General features: G+C 61.2%; 23 protein-coding genes. 15 read left to right on the top strand and 8 right to left on the bottom strand.

Features of this window, described 5'->3' with window-relative positions:
- Window positions 1–7: 7 nt before the first annotated feature.
- From gltX to PMI09_RS28985, 3 genes are all read right to left on the bottom strand, one after another.
- Window positions 8–1,465: a glutamate--tRNA ligase gene (gene gltX, locus PMI09_RS28995; RefSeq protein WP_007802752.1), complete on the bottom strand. Its 1,458-nt coding sequence runs from the start codon at window positions 1,463–1,465 to the stop codon at window positions 8–10.
- A gap of 188 nt (window positions 1,466–1,653) precedes the next feature.
- Entirely contained in the window at window positions 1,654–3,423 is a 1,770-nt protein-coding gene (locus PMI09_RS28990; RefSeq protein ID WP_007802750.1) for an SLC13 family permease, read from the bottom strand.
- Between the two features lie 109 nt (window positions 3,424–3,532).
- Entirely contained in the window at window positions 3,533–4,087 is a 555-nt protein-coding gene (locus PMI09_RS28985; protein WP_007802747.1) for a TetR/AcrR family transcriptional regulator, read from the bottom strand.
- A gap of 99 nt (window positions 4,088–4,186) precedes the next feature.
- Here PMI09_RS28985 and PMI09_RS28980 point away from each other — a divergent pair, with 99 nt between their 5' ends.
- On the top strand, window positions 4,187–5,227 hold the full coding sequence (locus PMI09_RS28980) for an aldo/keto reductase (RefSeq protein WP_007802745.1): 1,041 nt from the start codon (window positions 4,187–4,189) through the stop codon (window positions 5,225–5,227).
- Window positions 5,228–5,286: 59 nt separating this feature from the next.
- Here PMI09_RS28980 and PMI09_RS28975 read toward each other — a convergent pair whose 3' ends face one another.
- Entirely contained in the window at window positions 5,287–6,048 is a 762-nt protein-coding gene (locus tag PMI09_RS28975) for a bestrophin-like domain (RefSeq protein ID WP_007802743.1), read from the bottom strand.
- 135 nt (window positions 6,049–6,183) lie between these two features.
- On the opposite strand from PMI09_RS28975, the gene PMI09_RS28970 reads away from it, so the two are divergent.
- The gene (locus PMI09_RS28970; RefSeq protein ID WP_007802739.1) at window positions 6,184–6,732 is read left to right on the top strand and encodes a glutathione peroxidase; all 549 of its coding nucleotides are present in this window, start codon (window positions 6,184–6,186) and stop codon (window positions 6,730–6,732) included.
- Window positions 6,733–6,890: 158 nt separating this feature from the next.
- On the opposite strand, the gene PMI09_RS28965 is transcribed toward PMI09_RS28970, so the two are convergent.
- The gene (locus PMI09_RS28965) at window positions 6,891–7,640 is read right to left on the bottom strand and encodes a TerC family protein (protein ID WP_007802737.1); all 750 of its coding nucleotides are present in this window, start codon (window positions 7,638–7,640) and stop codon (window positions 6,891–6,893) included.
- Window positions 7,641–7,820: 180 nt separating this feature from the next.
- Window positions 7,821–8,492, bottom strand: a complete 672-nt coding sequence (locus tag PMI09_RS28960) for a TetR/AcrR family transcriptional regulator (RefSeq protein ID WP_007802735.1) — start codon at window positions 8,490–8,492, stop codon at window positions 7,821–7,823.
- Window positions 8,493–8,644: 152 nt separating this feature from the next.
- On the opposite strand from PMI09_RS28960, the gene PMI09_RS28955 reads away from it, so the two are divergent.
- The 8 genes from PMI09_RS28955 to PMI09_RS28920 all read left to right on the top strand — a co-directional run bounded on the left by PMI09_RS28955 (window position 8,645) and on the right by PMI09_RS28920 (window position 17,416).
- On the top strand, window positions 8,645–9,841 hold the full coding sequence (locus PMI09_RS28955; protein WP_007802733.1) for an HlyD family secretion protein: 1,197 nt from the start codon (window positions 8,645–8,647) through the stop codon (window positions 9,839–9,841).
- A gap of 19 nt (window positions 9,842–9,860) precedes the next feature.
- Window positions 9,861–11,453: a DHA2 family efflux MFS transporter permease subunit gene (locus PMI09_RS28950; RefSeq protein ID WP_007802731.1), complete on the top strand. Its 1,593-nt coding sequence runs from the start codon at window positions 9,861–9,863 to the stop codon at window positions 11,451–11,453.
- Between the two features lie 146 nt (window positions 11,454–11,599).
- Window positions 11,600–12,625: a LacI family DNA-binding transcriptional regulator gene (locus tag PMI09_RS28945; RefSeq protein WP_007802729.1), complete on the top strand. Its 1,026-nt coding sequence runs from the start codon at window positions 11,600–11,602 to the stop codon at window positions 12,623–12,625.
- A gap of 18 nt (window positions 12,626–12,643) precedes the next feature.
- Window positions 12,644–14,098, top strand: coding sequence for a xylulokinase (gene xylB / locus PMI09_RS28940; protein ID WP_007802727.1), 1,455 nt, complete (start codon window positions 12,644–12,646; stop codon window positions 14,096–14,098).
- A gap of 37 nt (window positions 14,099–14,135) precedes the next feature.
- Window positions 14,136–15,446 carry a xylose isomerase gene (gene xylA / locus PMI09_RS28935; RefSeq protein WP_007802725.1) on the top strand — a complete coding sequence of 437 codons (1,311 nt, stop codon included), beginning with the start codon at window positions 14,136–14,138 and terminating at the stop codon, window positions 15,444–15,446.
- Window positions 15,447–15,616: 170 nt separating this feature from the next.
- Complete coding sequence (locus PMI09_RS28930) at window positions 15,617–16,393, top strand: phosphodiester glycosidase family protein (RefSeq protein WP_007802723.1); 777 nt, start codon at window positions 15,617–15,619, stop codon at window positions 16,391–16,393.
- A 205-nt stretch (window positions 16,394–16,598) separates the two neighbouring features.
- Window positions 16,599–16,817 carry a hypothetical protein gene (locus PMI09_RS28925; protein WP_007802721.1) on the top strand — a complete coding sequence of 73 codons (219 nt, stop codon included), beginning with the start codon at window positions 16,599–16,601 and terminating at the stop codon, window positions 16,815–16,817.
- Window positions 16,818–16,945: 128 nt separating this feature from the next.
- On the top strand, window positions 16,946–17,416 hold the full coding sequence (locus tag PMI09_RS28920; RefSeq protein WP_007802719.1) for a cupin domain-containing protein: 471 nt from the start codon (window positions 16,946–16,948) through the stop codon (window positions 17,414–17,416).
- 91 nt (window positions 17,417–17,507) lie between these two features.
- Here the strand turns inward: PMI09_RS28920 and PMI09_RS28915 are convergent, their stop codons facing one another.
- A complete protein-coding gene (locus PMI09_RS28915; protein ID WP_007802715.1) occupies window positions 17,508–18,539 on the bottom strand; it encodes a LacI family DNA-binding transcriptional regulator in 1,032 nt (343 codons plus the stop codon).
- 170 nt (window positions 18,540–18,709) lie between these two features.
- On the opposite strand from PMI09_RS28915, the gene PMI09_RS28910 reads away from it, so the two are divergent.
- The 3 genes from PMI09_RS28910 (at window position 18,710) to PMI09_RS28900 (ending at window position 22,353) form a co-directional block, all read left to right on the top strand.
- The gene (locus PMI09_RS28910) at window positions 18,710–20,233 is read left to right on the top strand and encodes a sugar ABC transporter ATP-binding protein (RefSeq protein WP_007802713.1); all 1,524 of its coding nucleotides are present in this window, start codon (window positions 18,710–18,712) and stop codon (window positions 20,231–20,233) included.
- A gap of 78 nt (window positions 20,234–20,311) precedes the next feature.
- Window positions 20,312–21,316: an ABC transporter permease gene (locus tag PMI09_RS28905; protein WP_007802712.1), complete on the top strand. Its 1,005-nt coding sequence runs from the start codon at window positions 20,312–20,314 to the stop codon at window positions 21,314–21,316.
- Window positions 21,317–21,405: 89 nt separating this feature from the next.
- Window positions 21,406–22,353 (top strand): substrate-binding domain-containing protein, encoded by a 948-nt coding sequence (locus PMI09_RS28900; RefSeq protein WP_007802710.1) that lies wholly within the window; start codon window positions 21,406–21,408, stop codon window positions 22,351–22,353.
- A gap of 64 nt (window positions 22,354–22,417) precedes the next feature.
- Here the strand turns inward: PMI09_RS28900 and PMI09_RS28895 are convergent, their stop codons facing one another.
- Window positions 22,418–24,193, bottom strand: a complete 1,776-nt coding sequence (locus PMI09_RS28895) for a tetratricopeptide repeat protein (RefSeq protein WP_007802708.1) — start codon at window positions 24,191–24,193, stop codon at window positions 22,418–22,420.
- A gap of 292 nt (window positions 24,194–24,485) precedes the next feature.
- Between PMI09_RS28895 and PMI09_RS28890 the strand changes: the two genes are divergently transcribed.
- Together PMI09_RS28890 and PMI09_RS28885 are read left to right on the top strand one after the other, a co-directional pair.
- Entirely contained in the window at window positions 24,486–25,538 is a 1,053-nt protein-coding gene (locus tag PMI09_RS28890) for a sugar phosphate isomerase/epimerase family protein (protein ID WP_007802706.1), read from the top strand.
- Between the two features lie 116 nt (window positions 25,539–25,654).
- Window positions 25,655–26,201 (top strand): Gfo/Idh/MocA family protein (locus PMI09_RS28885; RefSeq protein ID WP_007802704.1); only part of this gene is annotated, 547 nt, incomplete at its 3' end.

Raw genomic sequence — 26,201 nt, 5'->3', positions numbered from 1 at the left:
GTCCGGTTCAGTTCTTCGGGCCGACGAGGGAAGCGACTGCCTGGGCGGCTAGTTTCAGCCGCTGGCGCACGACGGAGCGACCAAGGATAGCCATAGAGTCGAAGAGCGGCAGCGAGCGCGCCGAGCCGGAAACGGCAACGAAGAGCGGTGCTACAACGACCTTTAGCTTCTTGCCCATGCGCTCGGCAATCGCGCGCAGTTCAGCCTCGATCGTTTGGACGTTCCATTCGAGGATCTTTTCGAGGTCCGGCTGAACGGTGTTGAGAATCTCGAGGATCTCTTCCGGCGGCGACTTGATCTTGGCGAAGGCCGAAGGATCGACGCCGAGATCGGACTTCAGCAGGAAGCCGGCGAGATCGGGCAATTCGCCGAGCTTGGAGATACGCGACTGCGACAGGCGAAGACCGGCCTTCAGGCGGTCGTTCTCCATTGCCCAGTCGAGCACGCGGGCCTGGAATTCCTCTTCTGACAGCTTCTCGCGGATCCAGCGGCCGTTCAGCCAGTCGAGCTTCTGGATGTCGAAGATCGCGCCGGCCTTGGAGAGGTTCTCGGGGTCGAACTTCTCGGAGAGCTCGTCCATCGTCAACAGCTCTTCGCCTTCAGCGATCTGCACGAAGAACAGGCCGAGGAAGTTCATCAGCGCTTCCGGGATATAGCCGAGAGCGGAGTAATAGGAGATCGAGGTCGGGTTCTTGCGCTTCGACAGCTTCGACTTGTCGGCGTTGCGCATCAGCGACAGGTGCATGAACACCGGCTGTTCCCAGCCGAAATAGCGGTAAAGCAGGATGTGCTTCGGCACCGATGCCAGCCACTCTTCGCCGCGCGCGACGTGGGTGATCTTCATCAGATGGTCGTCGATGACGTTTGCCATGTGATAGGTCGGCATGCCGTCGCCCTTAATCAGGACCTGCATGTCGACCGAATCCCACGGAATGCTGACATCGCCATAGACGCCGTCGGTGAAGTCGCAGGAGCCCTCGGTCGGGATCTTCATGCGGATGACTGAGCCTTCGCCAGCTGCCATCTTGGCGCTGACTTCTTCGGCCGAGTATTTCAGGCAGAGACCGTCATACTTCGGTGCCTTGCCGGCGGCGCGCTGCTCTTCGCGCATCTTTTCCAGACGCTCGGGCGTGCAGAAACAGCGGAAGGCATGGCCCTTGTCCAGCAATTCCTGGCCGTAGGGGGTGTAGATGTCCTTGCGGTCGGACTGGCGGTAGGGGCCATAGGGGCCGCCGATATCCGGGCCTTCCTTCCATTCGAGGCCGCACCATTTCAGCGCGTCCAACACCTTCGTCTCGAATTCCGGGGTCGAGCGCGTGGCATCGGTGTCTTCGATGCGCAGGATGAACTCGCCGCCGTTCTTCTTAGCGAAAAGATAATTGAAGAGTGCGATATAAGCAGTGCCGACATGCGGCTCGCCGGTCGGCGAGGGAGCAATGCGGACGCGGACGCCGGAAACTGTCATTTTATGTGCCCGTCAAATGATGCCGGGCGGCTTTCCAGAGAAAGCGACGCTCGGCCGGAAGGAATGCAGATAACTGGATCAGGAAACCGGCCGGAAAAGGGCGTTGCCCCCGTTCATCTCCGATTGCCCATTTGGCTGGCCTTAAGGCCATATTCGACCGCGCGCGTCAAGGAAAATGGGCAATCGTGTCAGTGGACGGGCCAGACATGGAGCAGCGCGGGTACGCTGAAGAGGACGATGATGAAGGACAGCGGCAGGCCGAGACGCGGGTAATCGCTGAAGCGATAGCCGCCGGGACCGAAGACCAGCGTGTTGCACTGGTGGCCGATCGGGGTCAGGAAATCGCAGCCGGCGCCGATGGCGACCGCCATCAGGAAAGCTTCAGGTCTATAGCCGAGCGTTTGGGCAAAGCTCGCCGCAATCGGCGCCATGACCAGGACCGTCGCCGCATTGTTGAGGAACGGTGTCACCGCCATGGCGGTAATCAGGATCAGCGCCAATGCCCCGTAGGGCGGCATCTGGGCCGCAAAGTGGCCAAGCCATCCGGCAATCAGATCGCTGCCACCGGACGTTCGCAATGTGTCGGAGACGGGGATCAAGGCCGCAAGCATAATCAGGATTGGCCCGTCCACCGCTTTGTAGACTTCCGCGAGCGGGATCACCCGGAAGACGACCATCGCCAGCGCCGCACAGAAGAAGGCAACTGAAACCGGGACCATTCCGGCCGCCGTTACACCCATCGCGGCCGCGAGGATCAGCAGCGGCATATAGGCCCTGCGCGGCGTGCCGAGCATGATGTCGCGTTGGGCCAAGGGAAGGCACGAGAATTCCTGCAGGAAGGCAGGCAGGTTTCGGCGGCTGCCCTGCAGCACAAGCACATCGCCGGCGCGCAGCGTCACTTCGCTCAGCCGCTCCGTCAGCCGGTGGCCGTGGCGGCTGACGGCAAGCAGGTTGATCCGACGACGGTTCCACAGTGAGAGCTGCCGCGCGGACCAGCCGATCAGCATCGACTCCGACGAGACGACGGCTTCGATGGAGGTGACGTCTCCCTCGTCTTTCGCCTCGGGTATCGGCTTGCCGGCAAGCTTGAGTTTGGCGTTGGAAACGACGCGGTCGAGCGCCTCCGGGCGCCCCTCCAGTAGGATCGTGTCTCCTGCTTTCAGGAGGATGTCAGGGAATGGTGAGAGACGCGAATGCCCGCGCAGGATTGCCGTTGCGACCACTTCTCCATCGCCGAGCTGCAGGATGCCGTTGAGTTCCATGCCCTCAAAGCCCGAGCCCTCCACCACCGTCGCTTCGGAGAAGTAGTTCTTAAAGTCCAGCGCTTCCTCCAGCGACGGGTTCTCGTTCTGCCGCTCGGGAACGAGCCGGCGGAAAAAGATCAGAAAGACAATACCGACCAGCGTGAGCGTCGCGCCGACGGGCGTGAAGTCGAACATGGTGAAGGGCGCGCCGCTAATCTCGCCGCGAAGCCGAGAGACCACGATGTTCGGCGAGGTGCCGATCTGGGTCATCAGCCCGCCGAGAAGGGCGGCAAAGCTCATGGGCATCAGGTAGAGCGATGGCGATCTCCCGGTTCTGCGGGCAAACTGGAAAGCGACCGGGATCATGATCGCAAGCGCGCCGATGTTCTTGATGAAGGCGGAAAGAACCGCGACGACAATGAGCAGCAGGGCGAGCTGCGCATGCAGCTTGTTCAGGTTGGGGAAGAAGCGCTTGATCGTCGTATCGACGATTCCCGAGCGTGCGACGCCGGCGCTGACGATAAGCGCACTGCCGACGATGATGACGATGTCATCGCTGAAACCCGAAAATGCCCTATCGAATGGAACGATGCCGACCGCCACCGCCAGGACAAGCGAGCAGCAGGCAACCAGATCATAGCGGAATCGGTCCCAGATGAAGACTGCCATCATCAGGCCGATGACGCCGAAGGCGAGGATCTGATGCGTTGTCATGCGACTCCGGCGACTTGAGGCTGGGCGACGGACAACGGGCGGCTGCCCGCCGCATTGGTATCTGTAAGCCTTCCCGGACTAATCAATGCTGCGCCGAGTGCAAAAGTTCCTAATCCTGCTCGGAAAGGACGCAGATGGTTTGCGCGAGGATTTCGTCGGAGAGGGCAGGATCGTCGACGGCACGCGCCATGACGAGAGCCCCGACGAGGCTTGAGAGATCGGCTATGGCCTTGCCGCGATCGACCGTTTCGCCTTGTTGCGTCTGGATTTGTTCAACCTGCTCGATGCGTGCACGAACGTAGTCGGCGATGCCGCCACGCTGTCCCTTCGGGAGACGGGCGATTTCGGGGCCAAGAGCCGCGACGGTGCAGCCGTTCTCGGCCGCATCGCGATGAGCCTTCGACAGATAATTCTTCGCCAAGGCACCGAGTGTGGCATAGGCAGGCTCGGTGCGCAGGCTCTCCTGCAAGGCGTGGCTGACCGCCTCCGCGGCAAGGTCGCCCTTCGACTTGAAGTGGCCGTAGAAGCCGCCATGCGTCAGCCCGGCGCCCTTCATGACTTCATCGACGCCGACAGCGTGAATTCCCTTCTCGCGAAACAGCCGGCCGGCCGTGTCGACGATCCGCTGGCGGTTTTGGTTTGCCTGTTCCTTGGTCGGGCGCATTCTAGGTTCTCATCATCTGCTCTTGACAAATTATATGACGTCCGTCATTTAAATGCAAATGAATGACGATCGTCATTTAAAAATAGATGAGGGAAGGCAATGACAATGCGCTACAGGATCTTCGGCCGGACCGGCCTTCGCGTCTCCAGCATGGCACTCGGCACCGGCAACTTCGGAACGGGCTGGGGCTACGGATCGGGCCGAGAAGAAGCCAAGGTCGTGTTCGATGGTTACCGCAATGCCGGCGGCAACTTTGTCGACACGGCCGACCAGTACCAATTCGGCCAGTCGGAAACGATGCTTGGCGAATTCATCGCCAGTGACCGCGACGACATCGTCGTGGCGACGAAGTTCTCGCTTGGCGATCGTCATGGGGCGGGGCTGCAGGGTACCGGCAACAGCCGCAAGGCCATGGTGCAGTCGGTGGAGGCAAGCCTGAAGCGGCTCGGCACCGATCGGATCGATCTCCTCTGGGCACACATGCCGGATGCCGTGACACCGATCGACGAGATCATGCGCGGTTTCGACGATCTCGTCCACTCGGGCAAGATACTCTATGCTGGCCTTTCAGACTTTCCGGCCTGGCGGGTGGCGACGGGTGCCACGCTTGCGGAACTGCGCGGCTGGGCGCCGCTGTCGGCCCTGCAGTTGGAATACAGCCTTGTCGAGCGCACGGCCGAGCGCGAACTTCTGCCGATGGCGGCGGCCTTTGGTCTTGGCACAGTCGGCTGGTCGCCACTCGGCGGTGGGTTGCTGACCGGTAAGTACCGCAAGGGCGAAACCGGCCGCAAGCAGGGGCTCGGCGTCGTCATCCACTCCGAGAGCGATGCGCGCAAGACGGCAACGGTCGACGCCGTGCTTGCCATCGCCGAGGAAACCGGCGTGCCGGCCGGCCAGGTGGCTATTGCCTGGGTACTGCACAAGGGCACGCTCCCGATCATCGGACCGCGCACGGCAGCGCAGCTTTCCGACAACCTCGCAGCGCTCGACGTGAAGCTTAATCAAGATCAGGTCCGGCGCCTCGACGACGCGAGCGCCATACCGCTCGGCTTCCCCCACGACGTCGTGTCCCGCAGCCGCGAGACGCTTGCCGGAGCCAAGGCCGATCTCATCGATTGGCCGACGGTTGCTGTTCGCTGAGTTTGATTGCAGAGTCAGGCGTGCTGTCTTGTTCAAGGCGGCGCGGCATTTCGGAATTGCTATTGCTGGAGCTCGGCCAGCGCCCTGCGAAGAGGCGTGTCGGAGATCTGGATCCAGCCCGCGAACGGGATGTCCATATCCAGCACGACGAAGATTGATAGCGATATGAGAAGCGCGGAGATGGTGAACATCACGACGACGATGATGTTTCTCGGCGCGCGATAGCCGAAGCTGGCAAAGATCAAGGTCAGCCACGCTGTCAGCATGCTGATGAGCGGCCTTGGAATGACACCTTCCGACTGTTCGACGATAACCCAGCGCTGCTCGACGATCCTTTGGTACTGCTGGCGGGCGTCGTTCCAGAGTGCAACATGCCCTGGGTCGGACGGCCTGATCAGCGAAAGACTGTCTCCGACGGCATTGAGTGCAAATTCGGTCGTGCGGTCACTTTTAACCAATGGGTCGGGGGCGGCGCGGGCCGGATTGGTCAGGGCTTTTTCGACGTAGTTTTCCAGACGCTTACGGGTTTCGTTGGCTTCGAGGCCATAGGTGCGCAGGGTTCGATCGAGAAGGATGATCTGCGTTGCGAAGGCGTGCACATTCTTGTCGATCTCGGCAAAGGTGTTCTTTGAGGAATTAATCATCAAGCCAAAGACGAGAGAGGTCATGACGACGAAAATGTTGGCGACCAGCCGGACGACGGTATTGGTTTCGTCCTGACGGTGATGCACCGGCAGCTTCGAGTAGGTCAGCATCGTTCCGATCGAGGCTGTCATAAGCAAAGCGAAGACAACGACCGCCACCAGCAATTCCAGCACCATCTTCCGTCGCGCCCTCCCGTGCTCTCGGGCCAAACTAGCTGTTTTGATTGATTTTGCCAGTGGACTGCATCTGCCCGCTGGACAAACGCATGGGTGGGTATAGCTTCCGCGGCGAAATTCACGCTGGAGATGGTGATGACTGATCTTTTGAGTATACCCGTGAAGCTGGCTGATGGTCGCGAGACGACGCTGAATGATCACCGCGGCAAGGTGATCCTGGTCGTCAATGTGGCCTCCAAATGCGGCCTGACAGTCCAATATGAAGGGCTCGAGAAGCTCTATGAGGACAAGCGCGAGCGTGGCTTCGTGATTGCCGCCTTTCCGGCGAACAATTTCAAGGGGCAGGAGCCGGGCACGGATGCCGAGATCATTGAATTCTGCACCCTGACGTATGACGTGAAGTTTCCGATCTTCTCGAAGATCTCGGTGAAGGGCGAGGACCAGCATCCGCTTTACCAGCAGCTGACGGCCGCTGTCGAGACCGCCGTTGGCGAAGGCCCGATGCGGGAGCGGCTGCGCAACAACGGCCTTGCGACCGGCGACAACAATGAAATCCTCTGGAACTTCGAAAAGTTCCTGATCGGTCGCGATGGCAAGGTTGCTGCGCGATTTGCGCCGGATGTGACTGCCGAGGACCAGCGGCTGGTCTCGGCGATCGACAAGGAGCTTGCAAAGACCGCCTAAGGCCGGTCTGCGCGGCTATTGCGCCGGAACGACTGCCGCGCGTTCAGAATGTCGATGATGAAATCGACGCCGTTGGAGCAATCGCTGGCGCTTGGGGATATGCTTAGGCGCGCGGCCGGGTTTGGCCGCGCGCCTTGATTCTGCAGGCCAGTCGGCGGTTAGTGTCCGCCGGCCTTCTTTCGCTGACGGGCGTTGCGGGCGAGCATGTTGAGCACCTCCACCAATGCTGAGAAGGCCATTGCAGCGTAGACGTAGCCCTTCGGCACGTGGAAGCCCATGCCCTCGGCGATCAGGGTCGTGCCGATCATCATTAGGAAGGCGAGGGCCAGCATGACGATAGTCGGGTTCCTCTCGATGAAGTTCGCGAGCGGCGTTGCCGCGACCAGCATGACGGTCACGGCTGCAATCACAGCGACGACCATGATCGGCAGATGCGGCGTCATGCCGACGGCGGTGATGATGCTATCCACCGAGAAGACGAGGTCGAGCAACAGGATCTGGCCGATCGCGGCCGTAAAGCCGGCCGTCGCTGCCGTGGCAATGAAATCCTCGTTGTGATCGGCCGGATCGACGTTGTGGTGGATTTCTTTCGTCGCCTTCCAGAGCAGGAAGAGACCGCCGGCGATCAGGATGATGTCCTTCCAGGAGAAGCCGTGGCCGAACAGTTCGAAGATTGGCGTCGTCAGCTTCACGATCCAGGCAATGGTGCCAAGGAGGGCAAGTCGCATCACAAGGGCGAGGCCAATGCCGACCTTTCGCGCTTTCTCGCGATGCTCAGGCGGCAGCTTGTTGGTGAGAATAGAGATGAAGATGAGGTTGTCGATCCCGAGGACCACTTCCATCACCACGAGGGTGACGAGGGCCACCCAGGCGGCCGGGTCCTGAACGAGCATCATGATGTCTTGCATTGGCGTATATCCCCTTGCGCCACATAGATTTGACGCTCGCAATGTACGGACGCCGCCTACCTTGGCAAGCGCGCAAGGGGATATACGAAAGCCAGACGACTTTTATTCCTTGATGGGGATGCAGATTTCCGACATGCCCATCCGCGCATGAGGGCCGAACGATCGTCGCAGCGCTCGGGTTCAGGACTGCTTCTTGACGCCGTAGGCCGCAGTGAAAACGCGGATGGCGCCATTGACCACGCGATCCATCTCCTCGCGCGGAGGCGGGGCGTCCATGTCGCCGAACAGGCGCAGCTTGAAGAAGCTTCCACCGCAGAGTTCCAGGAACTGGCGGGCGGCAAGCTCGATGTCGTCGATCTCGAAACGGCCAGCCTCGACCTGGCTTGTCAGGAAGTCCTTCAACACCGTCCGGATGTTCTCCGGGCCGGTGAAAAAGCGCTGACAGAGGTGCGGCATGCGGTCGCGCACGCCGATGACGGTGCGCATCGCGTTGATGACCTTGTCCTCGGTCAGGTGGCTGACAAAGGTCATCCCAAAGTCATGCAGGGCAACGTCTGGATCGCTGGATTGCTTGAGAGTATTGCGCACGCTGGCGACGAAAGCCGCTCGCTCGCTCTCCATCATTGCCGTGAAGAGCTCTTCCTTGTTGGCGAAGTAGACATAGAGCGTTCCCTTTGAAACTCCGGCTTCGCGCGTTACATCGTTCATGCTCGCGGCATCGAAGCCGAGCTTCATGAAAACGCGGCGGGCACCGTCGAGAATTTGCTTGCGCTTGGCAGGGTCTTCGCCCGCGGCCCATCGGCCGCCTGTCGAGGGAGACTCGTCTGCGCGCGTATCGGAAAGCTCTGTCATCGCTCCTTAACCATATTCGCATCCGCGAACGTTTCGTTAACAAAATCGAACCGGGCGGTTCGATACATCTTGATATGAATGCAAAAAGGTTCTATGTCAACTGAACCGAACCGTTCAGTTCGATTAAATTCACTCCATTACCGGTAGCCCCTATGTCGTCCAGCCCAAAAGCCACTGTTGCCCGCATCGTCAGCGAACCCGCTGAAGCCGAAGGCCGGGCTCAGGAAGCAGTTGTTCCCACCGCGGAAGCACCGCGTGCGCCGCAAGCTCCCGCCGATACGCAGGCGGCTCCGGCCGAGCAGAAGAAAAAGCGCGGCTTCGCATTGCCGATCATAGGCCTCGCGCTTCTGGCGGGCGCTGCCTGGTACGGCTACGATTGGTGGACGACGGGCCGTTTCCTCGTCTCGACGGACGATGCCTACATCGAAGGCGACATCGCGACCATTTCGCCGAAGGTTACGGGCTATGTCGCCAAGGTGAATGTCGTTGCCAACCAGAAGGTCAAGGCGGGCGATGTTCTGGCGTCGCTCGACGATGGCGACTACAAGCTGGCCCTCGACCAGGCGGTCGCTTCCCTCGATACCGAAAAGCTCTCGCTGCAGCGCATCGATGCGCAGATCGCCGGTGGAGAGGCAAGCCTCGATCAGGCCAAAGCCCAGAAGACGGCTTTGGAAGCCACTGTTCGCGGTGCGCAGATCACTCAGACCCGTGCCGCCGAACTGCAATCCAAGTCGGTCGGCACCACCGCTAACCTCGATGCCGCCAACATCGCGCTCGACCAGGCCAAGGCGAACCTCATCGGCGGCGATGCAGCGATCGCATCCGCGCAGGCAAATATCACCCTGCTGCAGGCGCAGCGCCGCGAAGCGGAAGGCACGATCCGCCAGCTCGAGCTTTCACGCGACAAAGCTGCCCGCGACCTCTCCTTCACGGTGCTGAAGGCGCCATATGACGGCGTCGTCGGCAACCGTTCGGTCCAGGAAGGCGATCTTGTGTCGCCCGGCCAGCGCCTGATGGCGCTCGTCCCTGTCCGCGAACTCTTTATCGACGCGAACTTCAAGGAAACGCAGATCCAGCATCTGGTTCCGGGCTCGAAGGTCAACGTCCACGTGGATGCCTATGACGATCACCCGATCGTCGGCACGGTCGAATCGATCTCGCCGGCATCCGGCTCCGTCTTTTCGCTGCTGCCCCCGGAAAACGCGACGGGCAACTTCACGAAGATCATTCAGCGCGTGCCGGTTCGCATCTCGCTGCCGCAGGACGCTCTCGATAGCGGCCGTCTGCGCGCCGGCCTCAGCGTTGTCGTCGACGTCGATACGCGCACAGCGCCGGATGCGGCCAAGTAAATCCCGACGAGGTAGGCCCATGGCCGCGAGTGCAACAGTTGGAACAATCCCGGCCGCTCCGGCGGCCGCGGAGCAGATGGACCCGCGCAAGCTCATCGCCTTCTTCGCGATGGTGGTCGGCATGTTCATGTCGATCCTCGACATTCAGATCGTATCGGCGTCTCTGGCCGAGATTCAGGCGGGCCTCAGCGCCGGCTCGGACGAGATAGGTTGGGTGCAGACCTCGTATCTGATCGCCGAAGTCATTATGATTCCGCTCTCCGGCACGCTCGCGCGCATCATCTCGACACGATACCTCTTCGCGATTTCGGCGGCCGGCTTCACGCTTTCGAGTGCGCTCTGCGCGACGGCGACGAATATTGACCAGATGATCGTCTATCGCGCCATCCAGGGCTTCATCGGTGGCGGTATGATTCCGTCGGTCTTTGCAGCCGCATTCACGATCTTCCCGCCTTCCAAGCGGAGCATCGTGTCGCCGATCATCGGCCTGATCGCCACGCTTGCCCCGACGATCGGCCCGACTGTCGGCGGCTATCTCAGCCACGCCTTCTCCTGGCACTGGCTGTTCCTGGTCAACATCGTTCCCGGCATCATCGTGACGATCGTTACCTGGAATTTCATCGATTTCGACAAGCCGGAATTCGCGCTGATCAAGAAGTTCGATTGGTGGGGCCTGCTGTCGATGGGGGTCTTCCTCGGCGCCCTTGAATACGTGCTGGAGGAAGGCAACTCCAACGACTGGTTCAACGATAATTACATCTTTATGGGCGCGATCGCCTCTGCAATTGCAGCCGTCGTCTTCTTCTATCGGGCCTTCACCGTGGAATTCCCGGTGGTCGACCTTAGGGCCTTCTCGAACCGGAACTTCGCCTTCGGCTCCGTGTTCTCGTTCGTCATGGGCATCGGTCTCTACGGCTTGACCTATATCTATCCCGTCTATCTCGGGCGCATCCGCGGCTACGACTCGCTGATGATCGGCGAGACCATGTTCGTGTCCGGCCTTGCGATGTTCTTCACGGCGCCAATCGCCGGAAAGCTGTCGACGAAGATGGACCTGCGGCTAATGATGGTGATCGGCCTCGCGAGCTTCGCAGCCGGCACCTACATCATGACGCATCTGACCCAGGACTGGGACTTCTACGAGCTCTTCATTCCCCAGCTCTTCCGTGGTTTCGGGCTGATGATGTGCATGGTGCCGATCAACAACATCGCGCTTGGCACGATGCCGCCAGCCCGTATGCGCGGTGCATCCGGGCTCTTCAACCTGACGCGCAACCTTGGTGGCGCCGTCGGTCTGGCGGTCATCAACACGGTGCTGACGAACCGGCAGGACGTTCACTACGAGCGGCTGCGCGAGAATTTCGATTGGAGCAGCCCGGCGGCGCTCGACCAGCTGAAAAACATGACGGCGAAATTCGATACCTATGGCATGGATGGCGCTGTGGTTGCGATCAAGCAGATGGTCGGGCTCGTGACCAAGCAGGCGATGGTACTGTCGTTCAGCGACATCTTCCTGTTGTTGACAGTGCTATTCCTGGCAATGATCCTCGGCGTTGCGATGCTCGACAAACCTGCGCCCCAAGGTGGCGGCGGTGGTGGCGGAGGCCACTGATTCCCTTTTTAGATCAACGTCAAGGCCGGCCCGGCATACCAGGCCGGCCTTTGTTTTTGTACAAAGATTTGACGTGAACGGAAACGTTTGCAAATTTTGATTTACGTACATCAGATTTGGAGCTAAAGGTCTCGTCAGGAGGAAAGATGAGACCAACAGTCCACGATATCGCTGCTGCGGCAGGCGTCAGCCTGGCGACCGTCGACCGGGTTTTGAACCAACGTCCGGGCGTGCGCCACGTGACGCGCGAGAAGGTCGAGAACGCCATTCGCGAGATCGGTTACATCAGGGATGTCGCTGCTGCCAACCTCGCCAAAGGCCGCACTTATCCGCTCGTCTTCATCCTGCCGGCCAGCGACAATTCCTTCATGCACGGGCTGAACAACGAGGTACGTGCGGCCGCCGCGCGTTCGTCCGTGGAGCGAACGGATATTCGCACCCTCGAAGTGCCGGCGTTCGATCCCGCTGCACTCGTGAAGGTTTTGGATGAGCTGAGCGAACAGCGACCCTCGGGGATCGCGCTTGTCGCCACCGATGCGCCTGAGGTCCGCGAGGCCGTCGACCGACTGGTGAAGGACGGTATTCCCGTCGTGACGCTGGTCTCGGATCTCACTGGTTCGCAGCGCCATCACTATGCCGGCGTCGACAATATTGCCGCGGGCCGCACGGCCGCACGGCTTCTCGGGCGGTTCCTCGGCGGCGCCAAGGGTGAGATCGCTGTGCTTGCCGGCTCGATGCTGGTGCGCGACCATCGCGAACGCCTCGAGGGTTTCGTCGCCGTCACGGCCGAGGAATTTCCTTCGCTCTCCATCCTGCCCGTCATCGAAGGCCGCGACGATCCGGAGATGGCCCATATGCTGGTGGCAGATGCGTTGTCGAAGAAAAGTGGCATCATCGGCGTCTACAGCCTCGGCGCCGGCAACCGCGGGCTGATTAGGGCACTGAAGGAGAAGGCGGTCGATCGGTCGCTGACGGTTATCGCCCATGAATTAACGGCGCATACCCGCGCCGCACTCCTCGACGGAACGATCGACGCAATTCTGAACCAGGATGCGGGCCATGAGGTGCGCAGCGCCATCCGCGTCCTCAAGGCGAAGGCGGACGGGCTCCCCGTCATCGCGGCGCAGGAGCGCATTCGTCTCGACATATTTCTAAAAGACAATCTGCCGTAACGGCAAAGGGAGAAACACATGTATCTGGGTCTCGATCTCGGAACCTCCGGCGTCAAAGCCATGCTGATCGACGGCGATCAGAAGATCATCGGCTCGGCCAATGGTTCGCTCGACGTCTCGCGCCCGCATTCCGGCTGGTCGGAGCAGGAGCCATCGCACTGGATCCGCGCGACGGAAGAGGCCGTTGCCGCGCTGAAGGCAAAGCATCCGCAGGAGCTCGCCGCCGTGATGGGCATCGGCCTCTCCGGCCAGATGCACGGGGCGACGCTGCTCGACGCCGACGACAAGGTGCTGCGCCCCTGCATTCTCTGGAACGATACGCGTTCCTATGTCGAAGCGGCTGCTCTGGATTCCGATCCGCGTTTCCGCAAGCTGACCGGCAATATTGTTTTCCCCGGCTTCACCGCGCCCAAGCTTGCCTGGGTTGCCAAGCATGAGCCTGACATTTTCGCGAAGGTCGCCAAGGTGCTACTGCCGAAGGACTACCTGCGTCTTTGGTTGACTGGCGAGCACATCTCCGAGATGTCGGATTCGGCCGGCACCTCCTGGCTCGATACCGGAAAACGCAAATGGTCATCGGAGCTTCTTGCGGCCACCGGCCTTGATGAAAAGCAGATGCCTCATCTGGTCGAGGGCACGGAGCAGGGTGGCAAGCTTCGCGGCGAGCTGGCCGGCAAGTGGGGTATTTCGGGAGGCGTCGTCGTTGCGGGCGGCGCGGGCGACAACGCGGCCTCGGCCTGCGGTATGGGCACGGTCAGCGATGGCGCGGCCTTCGTGTCGCTCGGCACCTCGGGCGTTCTCTTTGCGGCCAACGCCGCCTATCTGCCGAAGCCGGAAAGCGCCGTGCATGCGTTCTGCCATGCGCTGCCTGGCACCTGGCATCAGATGGGGGTCATTCTCTCTGCGACGGACGCGCTGAACTGGCACTCCAGCGTCACCGGCAAGTCGGCGGCGGATCTGACCACTGAACTCGGTGAAACACTGAAGGCGCCTTCGGGCGTCACCTTCCTTCCCTATCTCTCCGGCGAGCGCACGCCGCACAACGATGCCGTCATCCGCGGCGCGTTCATCGGTCTCGAGCATGAGAGCAGCCGCGTGGTGCTGACCCAGGCCGTTCTTGAGGGCGTTTCCTTCGCCATCCGCGACAATCTGGAAGCGCTACGCTCGGCGGGCACGGATATTTCCCGCGTTACCGCCATCGGCGGCGGCTCGCGCTCGCGCTACTGGCTGGCCTCGATCGCCACGGCGCTCGGCGTGCCGGTCGATCTGCCTGCCGATGGCGATTTTGGCGCGGCATTCGGCGCGGCGCGTCTCGGCCTGATCGCGGCGACCGGCGCTAATCCGGTTGCCGTCTGCACACCGCCGAAGACGGCGGGCACGATCGAGCCCGTCGCGGCGCTCTCCGGCGCTTATGAAGATGCCTACAATCGCTATCGCGCGCTCTATCCGGCGATCAAATCGCTGCAGCATTGAACCCAGAACAACAAATCGAAACCTGAGGAGACACGAGATGAGCACCGGATTTTTCGGCGACATCCAGAAGATCAAGTATGAGGGCCCGGACAGTACCAATCCGCTCGCCTTCCGCCACTACAACAAGGACGAAGTCGTTCTCGGCAAGCGCCTGGAAGACCACCTGCGCTTCGCCGTCGCCTATTGGCACACCTTCGCCTGGCAGGGCGGCGACCCCTTCGGCGGCCAGACCTTCCTGCGCCCGTGGTTCGAGGACACGATGAAGGCTGCCAAGCTGAAGGCCGACGTTGCGTTCGAACTCTTCCAGCTGCTCGACGCGCCGTTCTACTGCTTCCATGACGCGGACGTGCGTCCGGAAGGCAAGAACTTCGCAGAAAACACCAAAAACCTGAACGAGATCGTCGACTACTTCGCCGAGAAACAGGCCGCCACCGGCGTCAAGCTGCTCTGGGGCACGGCGAACCTCTTCTCGAACCGCCGCTTCATGTCGGGTGCCGCGACCAATCCCGATCCGGATGTTTTCGCTTACTCCGCCGCGACGGTGAAGACCTGCATGGACGCCACGGCCAGGCTCGGCGGCGCCAACTACGTTCTCTGGGGCGGCCGCGAAGGCTATGAGACCCTGCTCAACACCGACCTCAAGAAGGAACTCGACCATCTCGGCCGCTTCCTCAACCTCGTCGTCGAGTACAAGCACAAGATCGGCTACAAGGGCACGATCCTGATCGAGCCCAAGCCGCAGGAACCGACCAAGCACCAGTACGACTACGACGTCGCGACGGTCTACGGCTTGCTCAAGAAGCACGGCCTCGAAAACGAAGTGAAGGTCAACATCGAGCAGGGCCATGCGATCCTCGCCGGCCACTCCTTCGAGCATGAGCTGGCGCTCGCCAACGCCCTCGGTATTTTCGGCTCGATCGACATGAACCGCAACGACTACCAGTCGGGCTGGGATACCGACCAGTTCCCGAACAACGTTCCGGAGATGGCGCTCGCCTACTACTACGTCCTGCAGGGCGGCGGCTTCACCACCGGCGGCACCAACTTCGACGCCAAGCTGCGCCGCCAGTCGCTCGATCCGGAAGATCTGCTGATCGGCCATATCGGCGGCATGGATGCCTGCGCCCGCGGTCTCAAGGCTGCAGCCAAGATGATCGAGGACAAGGCACTCTCCGGCCCGCTCGACGCCCGCTATGCCGGTTGGGATTCGGCCGAAGGCCAGAAGCTTGCCCGCGGCGAATACTCGCTCGAGCAGATCGCCGAGTGGGTCGAAGCCAAGGACATCAACCCACAGCCGAAGTCCGGCAAACAGGAACTGCTCGAAAACATCGTCAACCGTTACGTCTGATCGGCGGTTGATTGTGGGGGAGAAGGCCGGGGAGCGAAAGCTTTCTGGCCTTTTTCGTTGATCGCGGCGGCCCGCGGCGATGGCCTTGAAGCGTGCGGCGAGATACGCTGCTGGCGCTCGGGCGCATTTGCGGGCGGCCGAAGGGATCCGACAGAAAGGACATGGCAGCGATGGCCTATCTCAGACAAGGTATGCTTGCCGCGGCCACGATGCTTGCTGTAGCGACATCTACGAACGTGGCTTCCGCCCAGCCCTGCGGGCAGGACACCTTCGAAGGGGAGGCGTATATCGTCTGCACCATCGAGAAAGGAAAGGGCGATCTCCGCTTGTTCTGGAAGAGCGCGGATGGAGAGCCGTACCGCTATTTCGCCAGCGTTGCCGAGGCCGTTCGCGGCAAGGGGCGGACTTTGGCGTTTGCGGTCAATGCCGGCATGTATCTGCCCGACTTTTCGCCGATCGGTCTTTATGTCGAGGATGGCCGAGAATTGCGACCTGCCAACAGGGCGCGTAGCGATGGATCCGCCGCTGGTTCGGTGCCGAATTTCTATAAAAGGCCGAATGGCGTGTTCTTTCTCGATGGCGCCGGCGCCGGAGTACTTCCTACGCAGGAATTCCTGAAGCGCCGTCCCGCGGTCCGTTTCGCTACCCAGTCCGGTCCGATGCTTGTCATCGACAATAAACTAAACCCGATCTTTATCGTCGGATCGACGGACCGGACTCGTCGCGGCGGAGTCGGCGTCTGCGGCGATGGCGCGGTGCGCTTCGCGGTCAGCGAAGACGAGGTGAATTTCCATGATTTCGCGCGGTTGTTTCGCGACCATTTGGCGTGCCGTGATGCGCTGTTTCTCGATGGTGGTCGAGGTGTCGGCTTCTACAGTCCGGAGATGGGGCGCAATGACAAATCCTGGCATGGCGGGTTCGGCCCTATGTTCGGGCTTGTCGAGTAGCACGACGACGGCGATGCAGTTGCCGGATGGCGCGTCCCGCGTATCTTCGGCTCGATCGACATGAACCGCAACGACTACCAGTCTGGTTAGGATATCGACCAGTTCCCCACCTCGGCACAGCGAGGTAACACCAACCATCATTGTGGCTTGCGCGGCAAGCGGCGGTGAGCGCAGACCACCTTGCTGCAAACGGGAGGGCTGATACATGGGCGACAGTGAACGTGATTGGACCGCCCTCGTGCAGGCCGTCGCAGACAGCCCCAAGCGCGACAACAGCGTCTATCACACGGCAATGGCCGAGGCGCGGCAGGCGTTTGAAGCCGCCGAGGCGGCTCTGGGAGGGCCGGTCCAGGTCAAGACGAAAACGAAGATGAAGCGAAGCGGCGAATACGTCGTGAAATGGGTGTTCAAGCGGGTGAAATGACTTGCCGACATTCGATCGGATGACCGAGGAATGCTTGCTTAGGGATGGTCCGCGGACGTATCCTTGGCTTTCGCGAGCCTGCCCCAGCATGCGGCCGAGGTGAAGGGCCCGGGAAGAGGGAGGATATCATGAAAATCGCATCGATATTCGCACTCGGTTGGATTGGAGTCTGTGGGACCGCTGCCTTTGCCTTGGCAGAGGATGCGCACACAATGTTCGCTCCCGCTGATGTCAAATGGATCGAGGCCCCCAAAACGCTTCCAGCCGGAGCGCAAGCGGCGGTCTTGTTCGGCAATCCCACCAAGAAAGGCTTGTTTGCCCTTCGGCTCAAAGTGCCGTCGGGGTATGCGATCCCACCGCACACGCATCCAGGCTATGAAGTGGTCACGGTCATATCCGGGGCTGCCAAATTGGGCATGGGCAAAACTGCCGATCGGAGCGCCACGAAGGCACTGCCTGCGGGCAGTTTCTTTGCCTTGCCGCCGGGCACGGCGCATTTCGTTTACTTCGACGATGAGACTGTCGTCCAAATCAACACCAACGGCCCATGGAGCATTAAGTACGTCAACCCGGCGGACGATCCTCAAAAGTCGCAATAGCCAATAGCCAGTTGCGGCACGAAGGCCACTGTTCCCGCCGCCAAGTGCGGCGGGACGTCCGTGTCAGCGTCCGGAGGCTTAGCTGCTGGCGTCAGCGTTTCGTCCACCGACGCGAAGGCGCTCCAACGGAATTGCGCACCACAAGGTCCGGCCGCAACAGGATTTCGGTCTCCGCCGGCTGGCCGTCGGAGAGAAATTCCAAAAGGAGCGCCATGGCTTGTTTGCCGATCAATGTCCGCGGCTGGCGGATGGTGGTCAGCGGCGGCGACATGAAGACGGCCTGTGGCACATCGTCAAAGCCGGTCACCGAGAAGTCGTTCGGGATATCGTAGCCGCGAGCGCCAAGGCCGATCATCACGCCGATCGCCGTCTGGTCGTTCACGCACATGAAGGCAGTCGGCAGCGTGTCGCGCATGAACAGCTGTTCGACGGCATGGCGGCCGCTTTCCAGTGTCCCGTCGCCTTCCAGCACGATGCGCATATCGGGTGCAACGCCCGCCGCATCGAGTCCCGCATCATAGCCCTGACGCCGCCGGCTATAGGCAAGGCGCGTGCGCGAATCGCCGATGAAGGCGATCTTGCGGTGGCCCTCGGCCAGCAGCAGGTCGACCGCCTTTCTGGCGCCCTCCACGTCGTCGACGCCGACATAGGGGATGCCGCCGTTGAAAACGGGCTCGAAGACGCCGACGCTCGGCGGCAGGCGGGCGGTCATCGTTTGGTGGCCGAAGGGCAGGATGCCGGTAAAGAGGATCAGCCCGGCGGCCTGGTTCGAATTCAGGAACTTCAGATATTCAAGGCCGCGTTGCGCGTCATTCTGCGTATGGCCGATCAGAATGCCGTAGCCATGAGCGCGGGCCTCGTTCTCCAGGCCGACGAGAATGTTGGAGAAGTTCGGGTCGCCGATATCTGGGGCGACCACTAGAATCATGTTCGACCGGCCGAGCCGCAGGCTGCGTGCCATGAAGTTGGTGGTGTAACCGGTGATGGCGATCGCCTGGTTGACTTTCAGGCGCGTGGAGTTGGCGACTTTCTCCGGCGTGTGGATCGCCCGCGATACCGTCGCGATCGAAACCTCGGCGATCCGAGCGACGTCTTCTATGGTTGCGGGCGTGGAATTCGACACTGCGTCCTGCCTTGGGATGCCTTCGCCGCGACACTACACAGACTTGCCGAGAGGTCAAACGCCGGGACCGGCAGATCTGTGTGTAACAACGATGTAAACCTTTACATGCATCGTGTAAAGGTTTACATATGGCTTCAAGCGGATGGGAGCCGCAGGGAGGAAGCCAGTCAATGAGTGTGGATTCTGTCGACGCCGCGCCTGTGGTGTTGTCCGCGCGGCGCATCTGCAAGTCGTTCAGCGGCGTGCAAGTCCTCTTCAGTGTCAATTTCGATCTGCGTGCCGGTGAGATCCATGCTCTCATGGGCGAAAACGGCGCCGGCAAATCGACGCTGGTCAAGGTCATGTCTGGGTTCGAGCAGCCGAGTTCGGGCGACATCTTGCTCGACGGCAAGCCGGTCGTACTGCCGGCCAATGGTGCGGCCGAAGCGCTCGGCATCGTCCTCATCCATCAGGAATTCAATCTCGCCGAGCATCTCACTGTCACCGAGAGCCTCTACCTCGGTCGTGAAGTCACGCGTTTCGGCGTGCTCGATCGCAAGTATATGCGTGCCGAGACCCGCAAGGCGCTCGATCTCCTCGGTTCGCATGTCGATGAGAATGCCACCGTCGGCACGCTGTCGATCGCTGACAAGCAAATGGTGGAAATCGCCAAGGCAATCAGCCGTGATGCCCGCGTCGTCATCATGGACGAGCCGACAGCCGTGCTCTCGCGGGAAGAGACGAATTTCCTGTTTCGGCAGGTGCGCAAGCTGCGCGACAAGGGAACGAGCTTCATCTTCGTGTCGCACAAGCTCGATGAAGTGATGGAGCTCACCGACCGGGTGACAGTGCTGCGCGACGGGCAATGGGTCAAGACGGCCCCCACCTCGATGCTCGACGGCGAATCCATCGCCCAGCTGATGGTCGGGCGCGAGCTTTCAAGCCTCTATCCGACCAAGGTGGAGCCCAATGTCGACGAGGAAGTCGTCCTTCGGGTCGAGGGCGTTTCGACGGGCTACGTGCAGAATGCCAGCTTCGAGGTCCGGAAGGGTGAGATCATCGGATTTTCCGGGATGATCGGCTCCGGCCGCACGGAGCTGATGGAGGCGATCGCCGGGCTTCGCGCCCGCGCATCCGGCGAGGTCGTCATTCGCGGCGAAACCGTGCTTTCGGGCGATGTGCATGCCGTCAACGGCGCCGGGCTTGCCTACATGACGAAGGATCGCAAGTCGAAGGGCCTGCTCCTGCGTTCGGGCATGATGACCAATCTGACGCTTCAGTCGCTCGGCCAGCATTCGCGGCACGGCTATCTCAGCCCGAGCAGCGAGGCGGCGGCGCTCGCCAAGGCGCGGCGGCGCTTCGATATTCGCGTTCGCGACACCAATATCGTTGCCGGCCGTATGTCCGGTGGCAATCAGCAAAAGCTGCTGCTTGCCAAGGTCATGGAGACCGAGCCCGAGATCATCATCATCGACGAGCCGACGCGCGGCATCGATGTCGGCACCAAGCAGCAGATCTATCATTTCATCTCGGCGCTGGCGCGCGACGGTCGATCCATCATTGTCGTCTCCTCAGAGATGCCTGAGGTGATCGGGCTCTGCACACGCGTCGCCGTGATGCGTGAGGGGCGGATCGTCGGCGTACTCGAGGGCGACGAGATCTCCGAGCAGGAGATCATGCGCTACGCAGCCGGATTGAAGAAGAAAGCCGCCTGACGCTGGCGGGAGGCGGCTGCGCTCAGCGCCGCACAGGTATGATGCCCATCAAAATTGGGGCGGGAGGTTAGTTTGGAGATGAGTGTGCACGAGGAGACCAGGGAAATCAGGCGTCGCCCCTGGCGGGATATCGATCTGCGGGCGGTTGCGCCCTTTGCAGCCCTGATACTGCTGTTGATCGTCGGCGCGCTGGTCAATCCGAACTTCATTGGCATCACCAACCTTTTGAACGTCGCGACGCGCTGCGCCTTCATCGCCATCATTGCCGTCGGTGCCACCTTCGTGATCTCCGCGGGCGATCTTGATCTTTCTGTCGGCTCGATGGTGGCCTTCGTCGCCAGCCTGATGATCCTGTTGATGAATTCCGGCGTGATTGCCGATCCGACGTTGATGCTGGCCGCTGCGGTCTTGTTCACGCTGGTTGCTGGCGCGCTCTGCGGGCTTGCGAATGGTCTGATCACCACGGTCGGCAGGATCGAGCCGTTCATCGCCACGCTCGGCACCATGGGTATCTATCGCGGCCTGACGACGTGGCTCAGCCAAGGCGGGGCGATCACGCTGCGTTCGCCCGACATCCAGACGCTCTATCGCCCGGCCTATTTTGGCAGCATTCTCGGCGTGCCGGTGCCGATTGTCGTGATCCTGGCCGTGACTGCAGTGGCAGCCTTCATCCTCTACCGCACACGCTACGGCCGGCATGTCGTCGCCGTCGGTTCCAACAGCGATGTGGCGCGCTACTCCGGCATTGCGGTCAATCGCGTGCGCACGATCGCCTTCGTCATCCAGGGGCTCTGTGTTGCCATCGCCGTGCTTCTTTATGTGCCGCGCCTTGGATCGACCTCGGCAACGACCGGTATCTTGTGGGAGCTGCAGGCAATCACCGCCGTCGTCGTCGGCGGTACGGCGCTGAAGGGTGGTGCCGGCCGTGTCTGGGGCACGATCTGCGGCGCCTTCATTCTCGAGCTCGTCGGCAACATCATGCTGCTGTCGAACTTTATCAGCGAATATCTCATCGGTGCGATCCAGGGTGCGATCATCATTATCGCCATGCTGGTGCAGCGCTCGCTGGTCCGCAAATCGTAGGCGGACTGGCTCCAGGAATTGGCCGGGATCACAGGGCGTCCGGTTGACGGGTAGGAAAAAGTCCCTGACGTTTATTGGGAGGAAATAGAATGCGCAAACTCATGTTGGGTCTTGCGGTTGCGGCCGTCACGCTGGCGGGTGCCGCATACGCACAGGACAAGAAGTTCACCATCGGCGTCTCCATTCCGGCCGCCGACCATGGTTGGACCTCGGGCGTCGTGTTCCATGCCGAACGCATCGCCAAGAAGCTGATGGAACAGCATCCGGGCCTGAATGTCATCGTCAAGACCTCGCCGGATGCCGCCAGCCAGGCCAACGCCGTGCAAGATCTTGACACGCAGGGCATCGATGCACTCGTTATCCTGCCGTCGGATCCGGATCCGCTCGTCAACGCCATCAAGGAAGTCAAGGGCAAGGGCAAGTACGTTGCTCTTGTCGACCGTGCGCCATCGACCAACGATGACACCGTCCGCGACCTTTACGTTGCTGGCAACAACCCGGCGCTCGGCGAAGTCGCCGGCAAGTACATCGCTGCGCAGACGCCGGACGCCGAAGTCGTCGTCATCCGCGGTCTGCCGATCCCGATCGATCAGCAGCGCCAGGACGGCTTCGATAAGGGCATTGCCGGCTCCAAGGTCAAGGTTCTTGACCGTCAGTACGGCAACTGGAACCGCGACGATGCCTTCAAGGTCATGCAGGACTACTTGACGAAGTATCCAAAGATCGACGTGGTTTGGTGCCAGGATGACGACATGGCTGTCGGCGTGCTGCAGGCGATCGAGCAGGCCAAGCGTACCGATATCAAGTATGTCGTTGCCGGCGCTGGCTCCAAGGACATGGTCAAGAAGGTCATGGACGGCGATAAGATGATCCCGGTCGACGTTCTCTATCCGCCGGCAATGGTCGGCACGGCAATGGAGCTGACGGCTGCCGGCCTCTATGGCCAGGTTCCGGTGCGCGGTACCTTCGTCCTCGACGCGACGCTGGTGACGAAGGATAACGCCAAGGATTTCTACTTCCCGGACTCTCCGTTCTGATCTGAAAAATTCAGTGCGGCGCCCGTTCGACAGGACGGGCGCCGTTCCTTGATCGTGCCACTTGCTAGTCAGGCAGGCCGGCGTTGGCGAGATCGGCGATGAAGCGGTCGATGAAGGCTTCGGTCATCACAGGATTGTCACCGAAATAGAATTCCCGCCGGGCGTCGGCACAGCTCATTCCCGGCCGGAAACGATGAAGCCTGGAAATTGCTTCTCGGGCCTCGTCTATTTCGCCTTGCCTTCCGAGGGTCGCAACCAGAACGATCGCCGGCCAGAAGGTGGCATTCGGTGAGCGGAGCGATGCGCGGGCTGCTTTGGCCGCTTCCGCCATGTCGCCCAATTGATAGTTCGCGATCGCGAGAATGTTATGGAAGGTCCAAAGATGCGGATCGCGAGGACTGAGACGGAACGCTTCCTTGATCTCGGCGATGCCTTCCGCGGGGCGCTCGACGTAGCAGAGGACCTGGCCGAGCGCGAAGTGAGCCTGCGCAAAACTCTGATCCAGCTGCAAGGCGTTGCGCAGATGCGCTATTCCCGCCTCCGTCGCCCCATCAAGCGCAAGCGCTCTGCCCAAGGCGAGGTGCGCGGCGGGTTCCTTCTGATCCAGTCCGATCGCCCGTTCGGCAAGGTCGATCGCCTCGCAGATGCGCTCGGCTCGTTCGTCGAGAGGGCCATACCAGCCGAGCTGAATGTGAACGTAGGCCAAGCGGGCCTGCGCCTGCGCGAAGGTCGGATCAATGCCGATTGCCTGCTCGAAAAGCGCCTTTGCGGTCTTCAGTTCGTCAAGCGTGAACCGGTACAGATGCCAGAGTCCCTTCAGGTAGATTTCCCAGGCATCCATGTCGAACACCGTGCGGCCACGAAGGGCGGCGAACTCGATGGAGCCCAACTCCGGTTCGATCGTTCCGGTGATCTCAGAAGCGAGCTGGTCCTGAACCTCGAAGATGTCGGCCAACGTTCGGTCGTAGCGTTCCGCCCAGAGCAGCGTGCCATCCGTACCGTTCAGCAATTGCGCGGTGATACGAACGCGATCGGCCGCGCGGCGCACGCTGCCTTCGAGCACGTATTTGACGCCAAGGTCCTCCGCCACCTGCTGCGCATTGGCCTGCCGGCCCTTGTAGCTGAAGGAGGAGTTGCGGGCGGCGACCAGCAACCAGCGACAGCGGGCCAGCGTGGCGATCAGCTCGTCCGTGAAACCGTCCGAGAAATGTTCCTGTTCCTCGATGCTCGACATGTTGCTGAAGGGCAGCACGGCGATCGAGGGGCGATTGCGCACGGGTCGGGCGGCCTCTTCCTTCGGCGCGGCAAGCGATGGAAGCTGTTCGCTTTCCGTCGTCCACCGCCAGACACGGATCGGCCGCTCGATGTTCTTGAGCTTGCGGTTGCCGAAATCGATTGCCCGGAAGTCGAGCTTCGACCGGATCTGGTCGTTGACCTGTTGAGAGACGCAGATTCCGCCCGGCGGCGCCAGCGCCTGCAGGCTTGCGGCGACGTTCACGCCATCGCCGAAGATCTCCTCGTCCTCGACCAGTACGTCATCAACGTGGATGCCAATTCGCCACAACATGCGTTGATCCGGCTCGATGGCCTCGTTGCGTTGAAGCAATGCTCTCTGAATTTCCATAGCGCAGCCAACGGCATCGACCACGCTCGCAAATTCCGCCAGCGTACCGTCGCCGACAAATTTGACGACGCGTCCATGATGCCTGCTAATGCTGGGGACGATGACTTCGCCGTTGTGCGCTTTCAGCGTCGCGAAAGTGCCGGTTTCGTCAAAGCCCATCAGCCGGGAGAAGCCGACAACATCCGCATCCAAGATCGCTGCCAGACGCCGCGTCATGCGCCAACCTCCTGGTCCAAAGACAGTAGCACGGCACGGCGTGATGTCTACCGCCGCAAGGCCCGATGGGGGCTCGGATCGAAAGCAGATGGTATAGGCGTGACGTGGTGGAAAGGGGAAATGCGGTACGTACATCTTGCGGCTCGAGACAGGCCGTGGTTAAGTCGGCCGCCTTCGATTTTCGCCCGGCCGGGCAAATTTGCAGTTTCGCCGAAATCGGCTTGCAGACTTCAAATCGCGTGCTAGAACTCTACCAGAAACGTTTACGGTCATCTTTTAGGGAGGAATTGACATGAAAACGATCAAGGGCCCAGGCCTGTTCCTTGGACAGTTCGCGGGCGATGCGGCGCCTTTCAACTCGTGGGATTCGATCACCAAATGGGCGGCCGACATCGGTTACAAGGGCGTGCAGGTTCCGACCTGGGCCGGCCAGCTGATCGACCTTAAGAAGGCGGCTTCCTCGAAGGATTATTGCGACGAATTCGCCGGCGTGGCACGGCAGAACGGCGTCGAAGTCACCGAGCTTTCCACCCATCTTCAGGGCCAGCTTGTCGCGGTGCATCCGGCCTACGACGAAGCGTTCGACGGCTTTGCGGCACCCGAGGTGCGCGGTAATCCGAAGGCGCGTCAGGAATGGGCTGTCGAACAGGTCAAGATGGCGCTGACGACCTCGAAGCACCTCGGCATCAAGGCACATGCGACCTTCTCCGGCGCGCTCGCTTGGCCGTTCGTCTATCCGTGGCCCCAGCGCCCCGCCGGTCTCGTCGAAACCGCCTTCGACGAGCTTGCCCGCCGCTGGAAGCCGATCCTCGATCACGCCGACGAGAACGGCGTCGACGTCTGCTACGAAATCCATCCCGGCGAAGACCTGCACGATGGCATCACCTACGAGATGTTCCTGGAGCGCGTCGGCAACCATCCGCGCGCCAACATGCTCTACGATCCGTCGCACTACATCCTGCAGTGCCTCGACTATCTCGAGAACATCGACATCTACAAGGACCGGATCAAGATGTTCCACGTCAAGGATGCCGAGTTTAACCCGACCGGCCGCCAGGGCGTCTATGGCGGTTACCAGGGCTGGGTGGAACGCGCCGGCCGCTTCCGCTCGCTCGGCGACGGTCAGGTCGATTTCGGCGCGGTCTTCTCGAAGATGACGGCCAACAACTTCGACGGCTGGGCCGTGGTCGAGTGGGAATGCGCGCTGAAGCATCCGGAAGACGGCGCACGCGAAGGCGCCGAGTTCGTCAAGGCGCACATCATCCGCGTCACGGAAAAGGCATTCGACGACTTCGCCGCCGGCGGCACGGACCAAGCGGCCAACCGACGCATGCTCGGTCTCTAAGGCCGCGGCCCTTCTCTACAGGAAGGGCCGCTTGGAACGCAGCGGGAAGGGGTTCTCCCTTCCCCAGCCACCGAGGGACGGGCTGTTTTTTGCCCTACGCATTTTTGGAGGAACCAATGGCAATTGAAGCATTCACAGAACAGGCGCGAGAACCGCGCATCCGTCTCGGCATGGTCGGCGGCGGTGCAGGCGCGTTCATCGGCGCCGTCCATCGCATCGCTGCCCGCATCGACGACCAGTACGACCTGATCGCCGGCGCGCTGTCGTCGACGCCCGAGAAGGCGATCGCATCGGGCCGCGACCTCGGCCTCGATCCGTCGCGCACCTATTCGAGCTACCGCGAAATGGCGATCCGCGAAGCGAAGCTGAAAAACGGAATCGAGGCCGTTTCGATCGTCACGCCGAACCATGTACATTATGACGCCGCCAAGGAATTCCTGCGTCGCGGCATTCACGTCATCTGCGACAAGCCGCTGACCTCGAACCTTGCCGACGCCAAGAAGCTGAAGAAGGTGGCCGACGAAAGCGGCGCTCTTTTCATCCTGACTCACAACTACACCGGCTATCCGATGGTTCGTCAGGCACGCGAGATGATCGCCACTGGCGAGCTGGGCGATATCCGCATCGTCCAGGCGGAATATCCGCAGGACTGGCTGACGGAAG

This window comes from Rhizobium sp. CF122 (assembly GCF_000282035.1).
Lineage (GTDB): Bacteria > Pseudomonadota > Alphaproteobacteria > Rhizobiales > Rhizobiaceae > Rhizobium.
The sequence above is the reverse complement of the archived record's forward strand: the minus strand, read 5'-3'. Positions and strand labels throughout refer to the sequence as shown.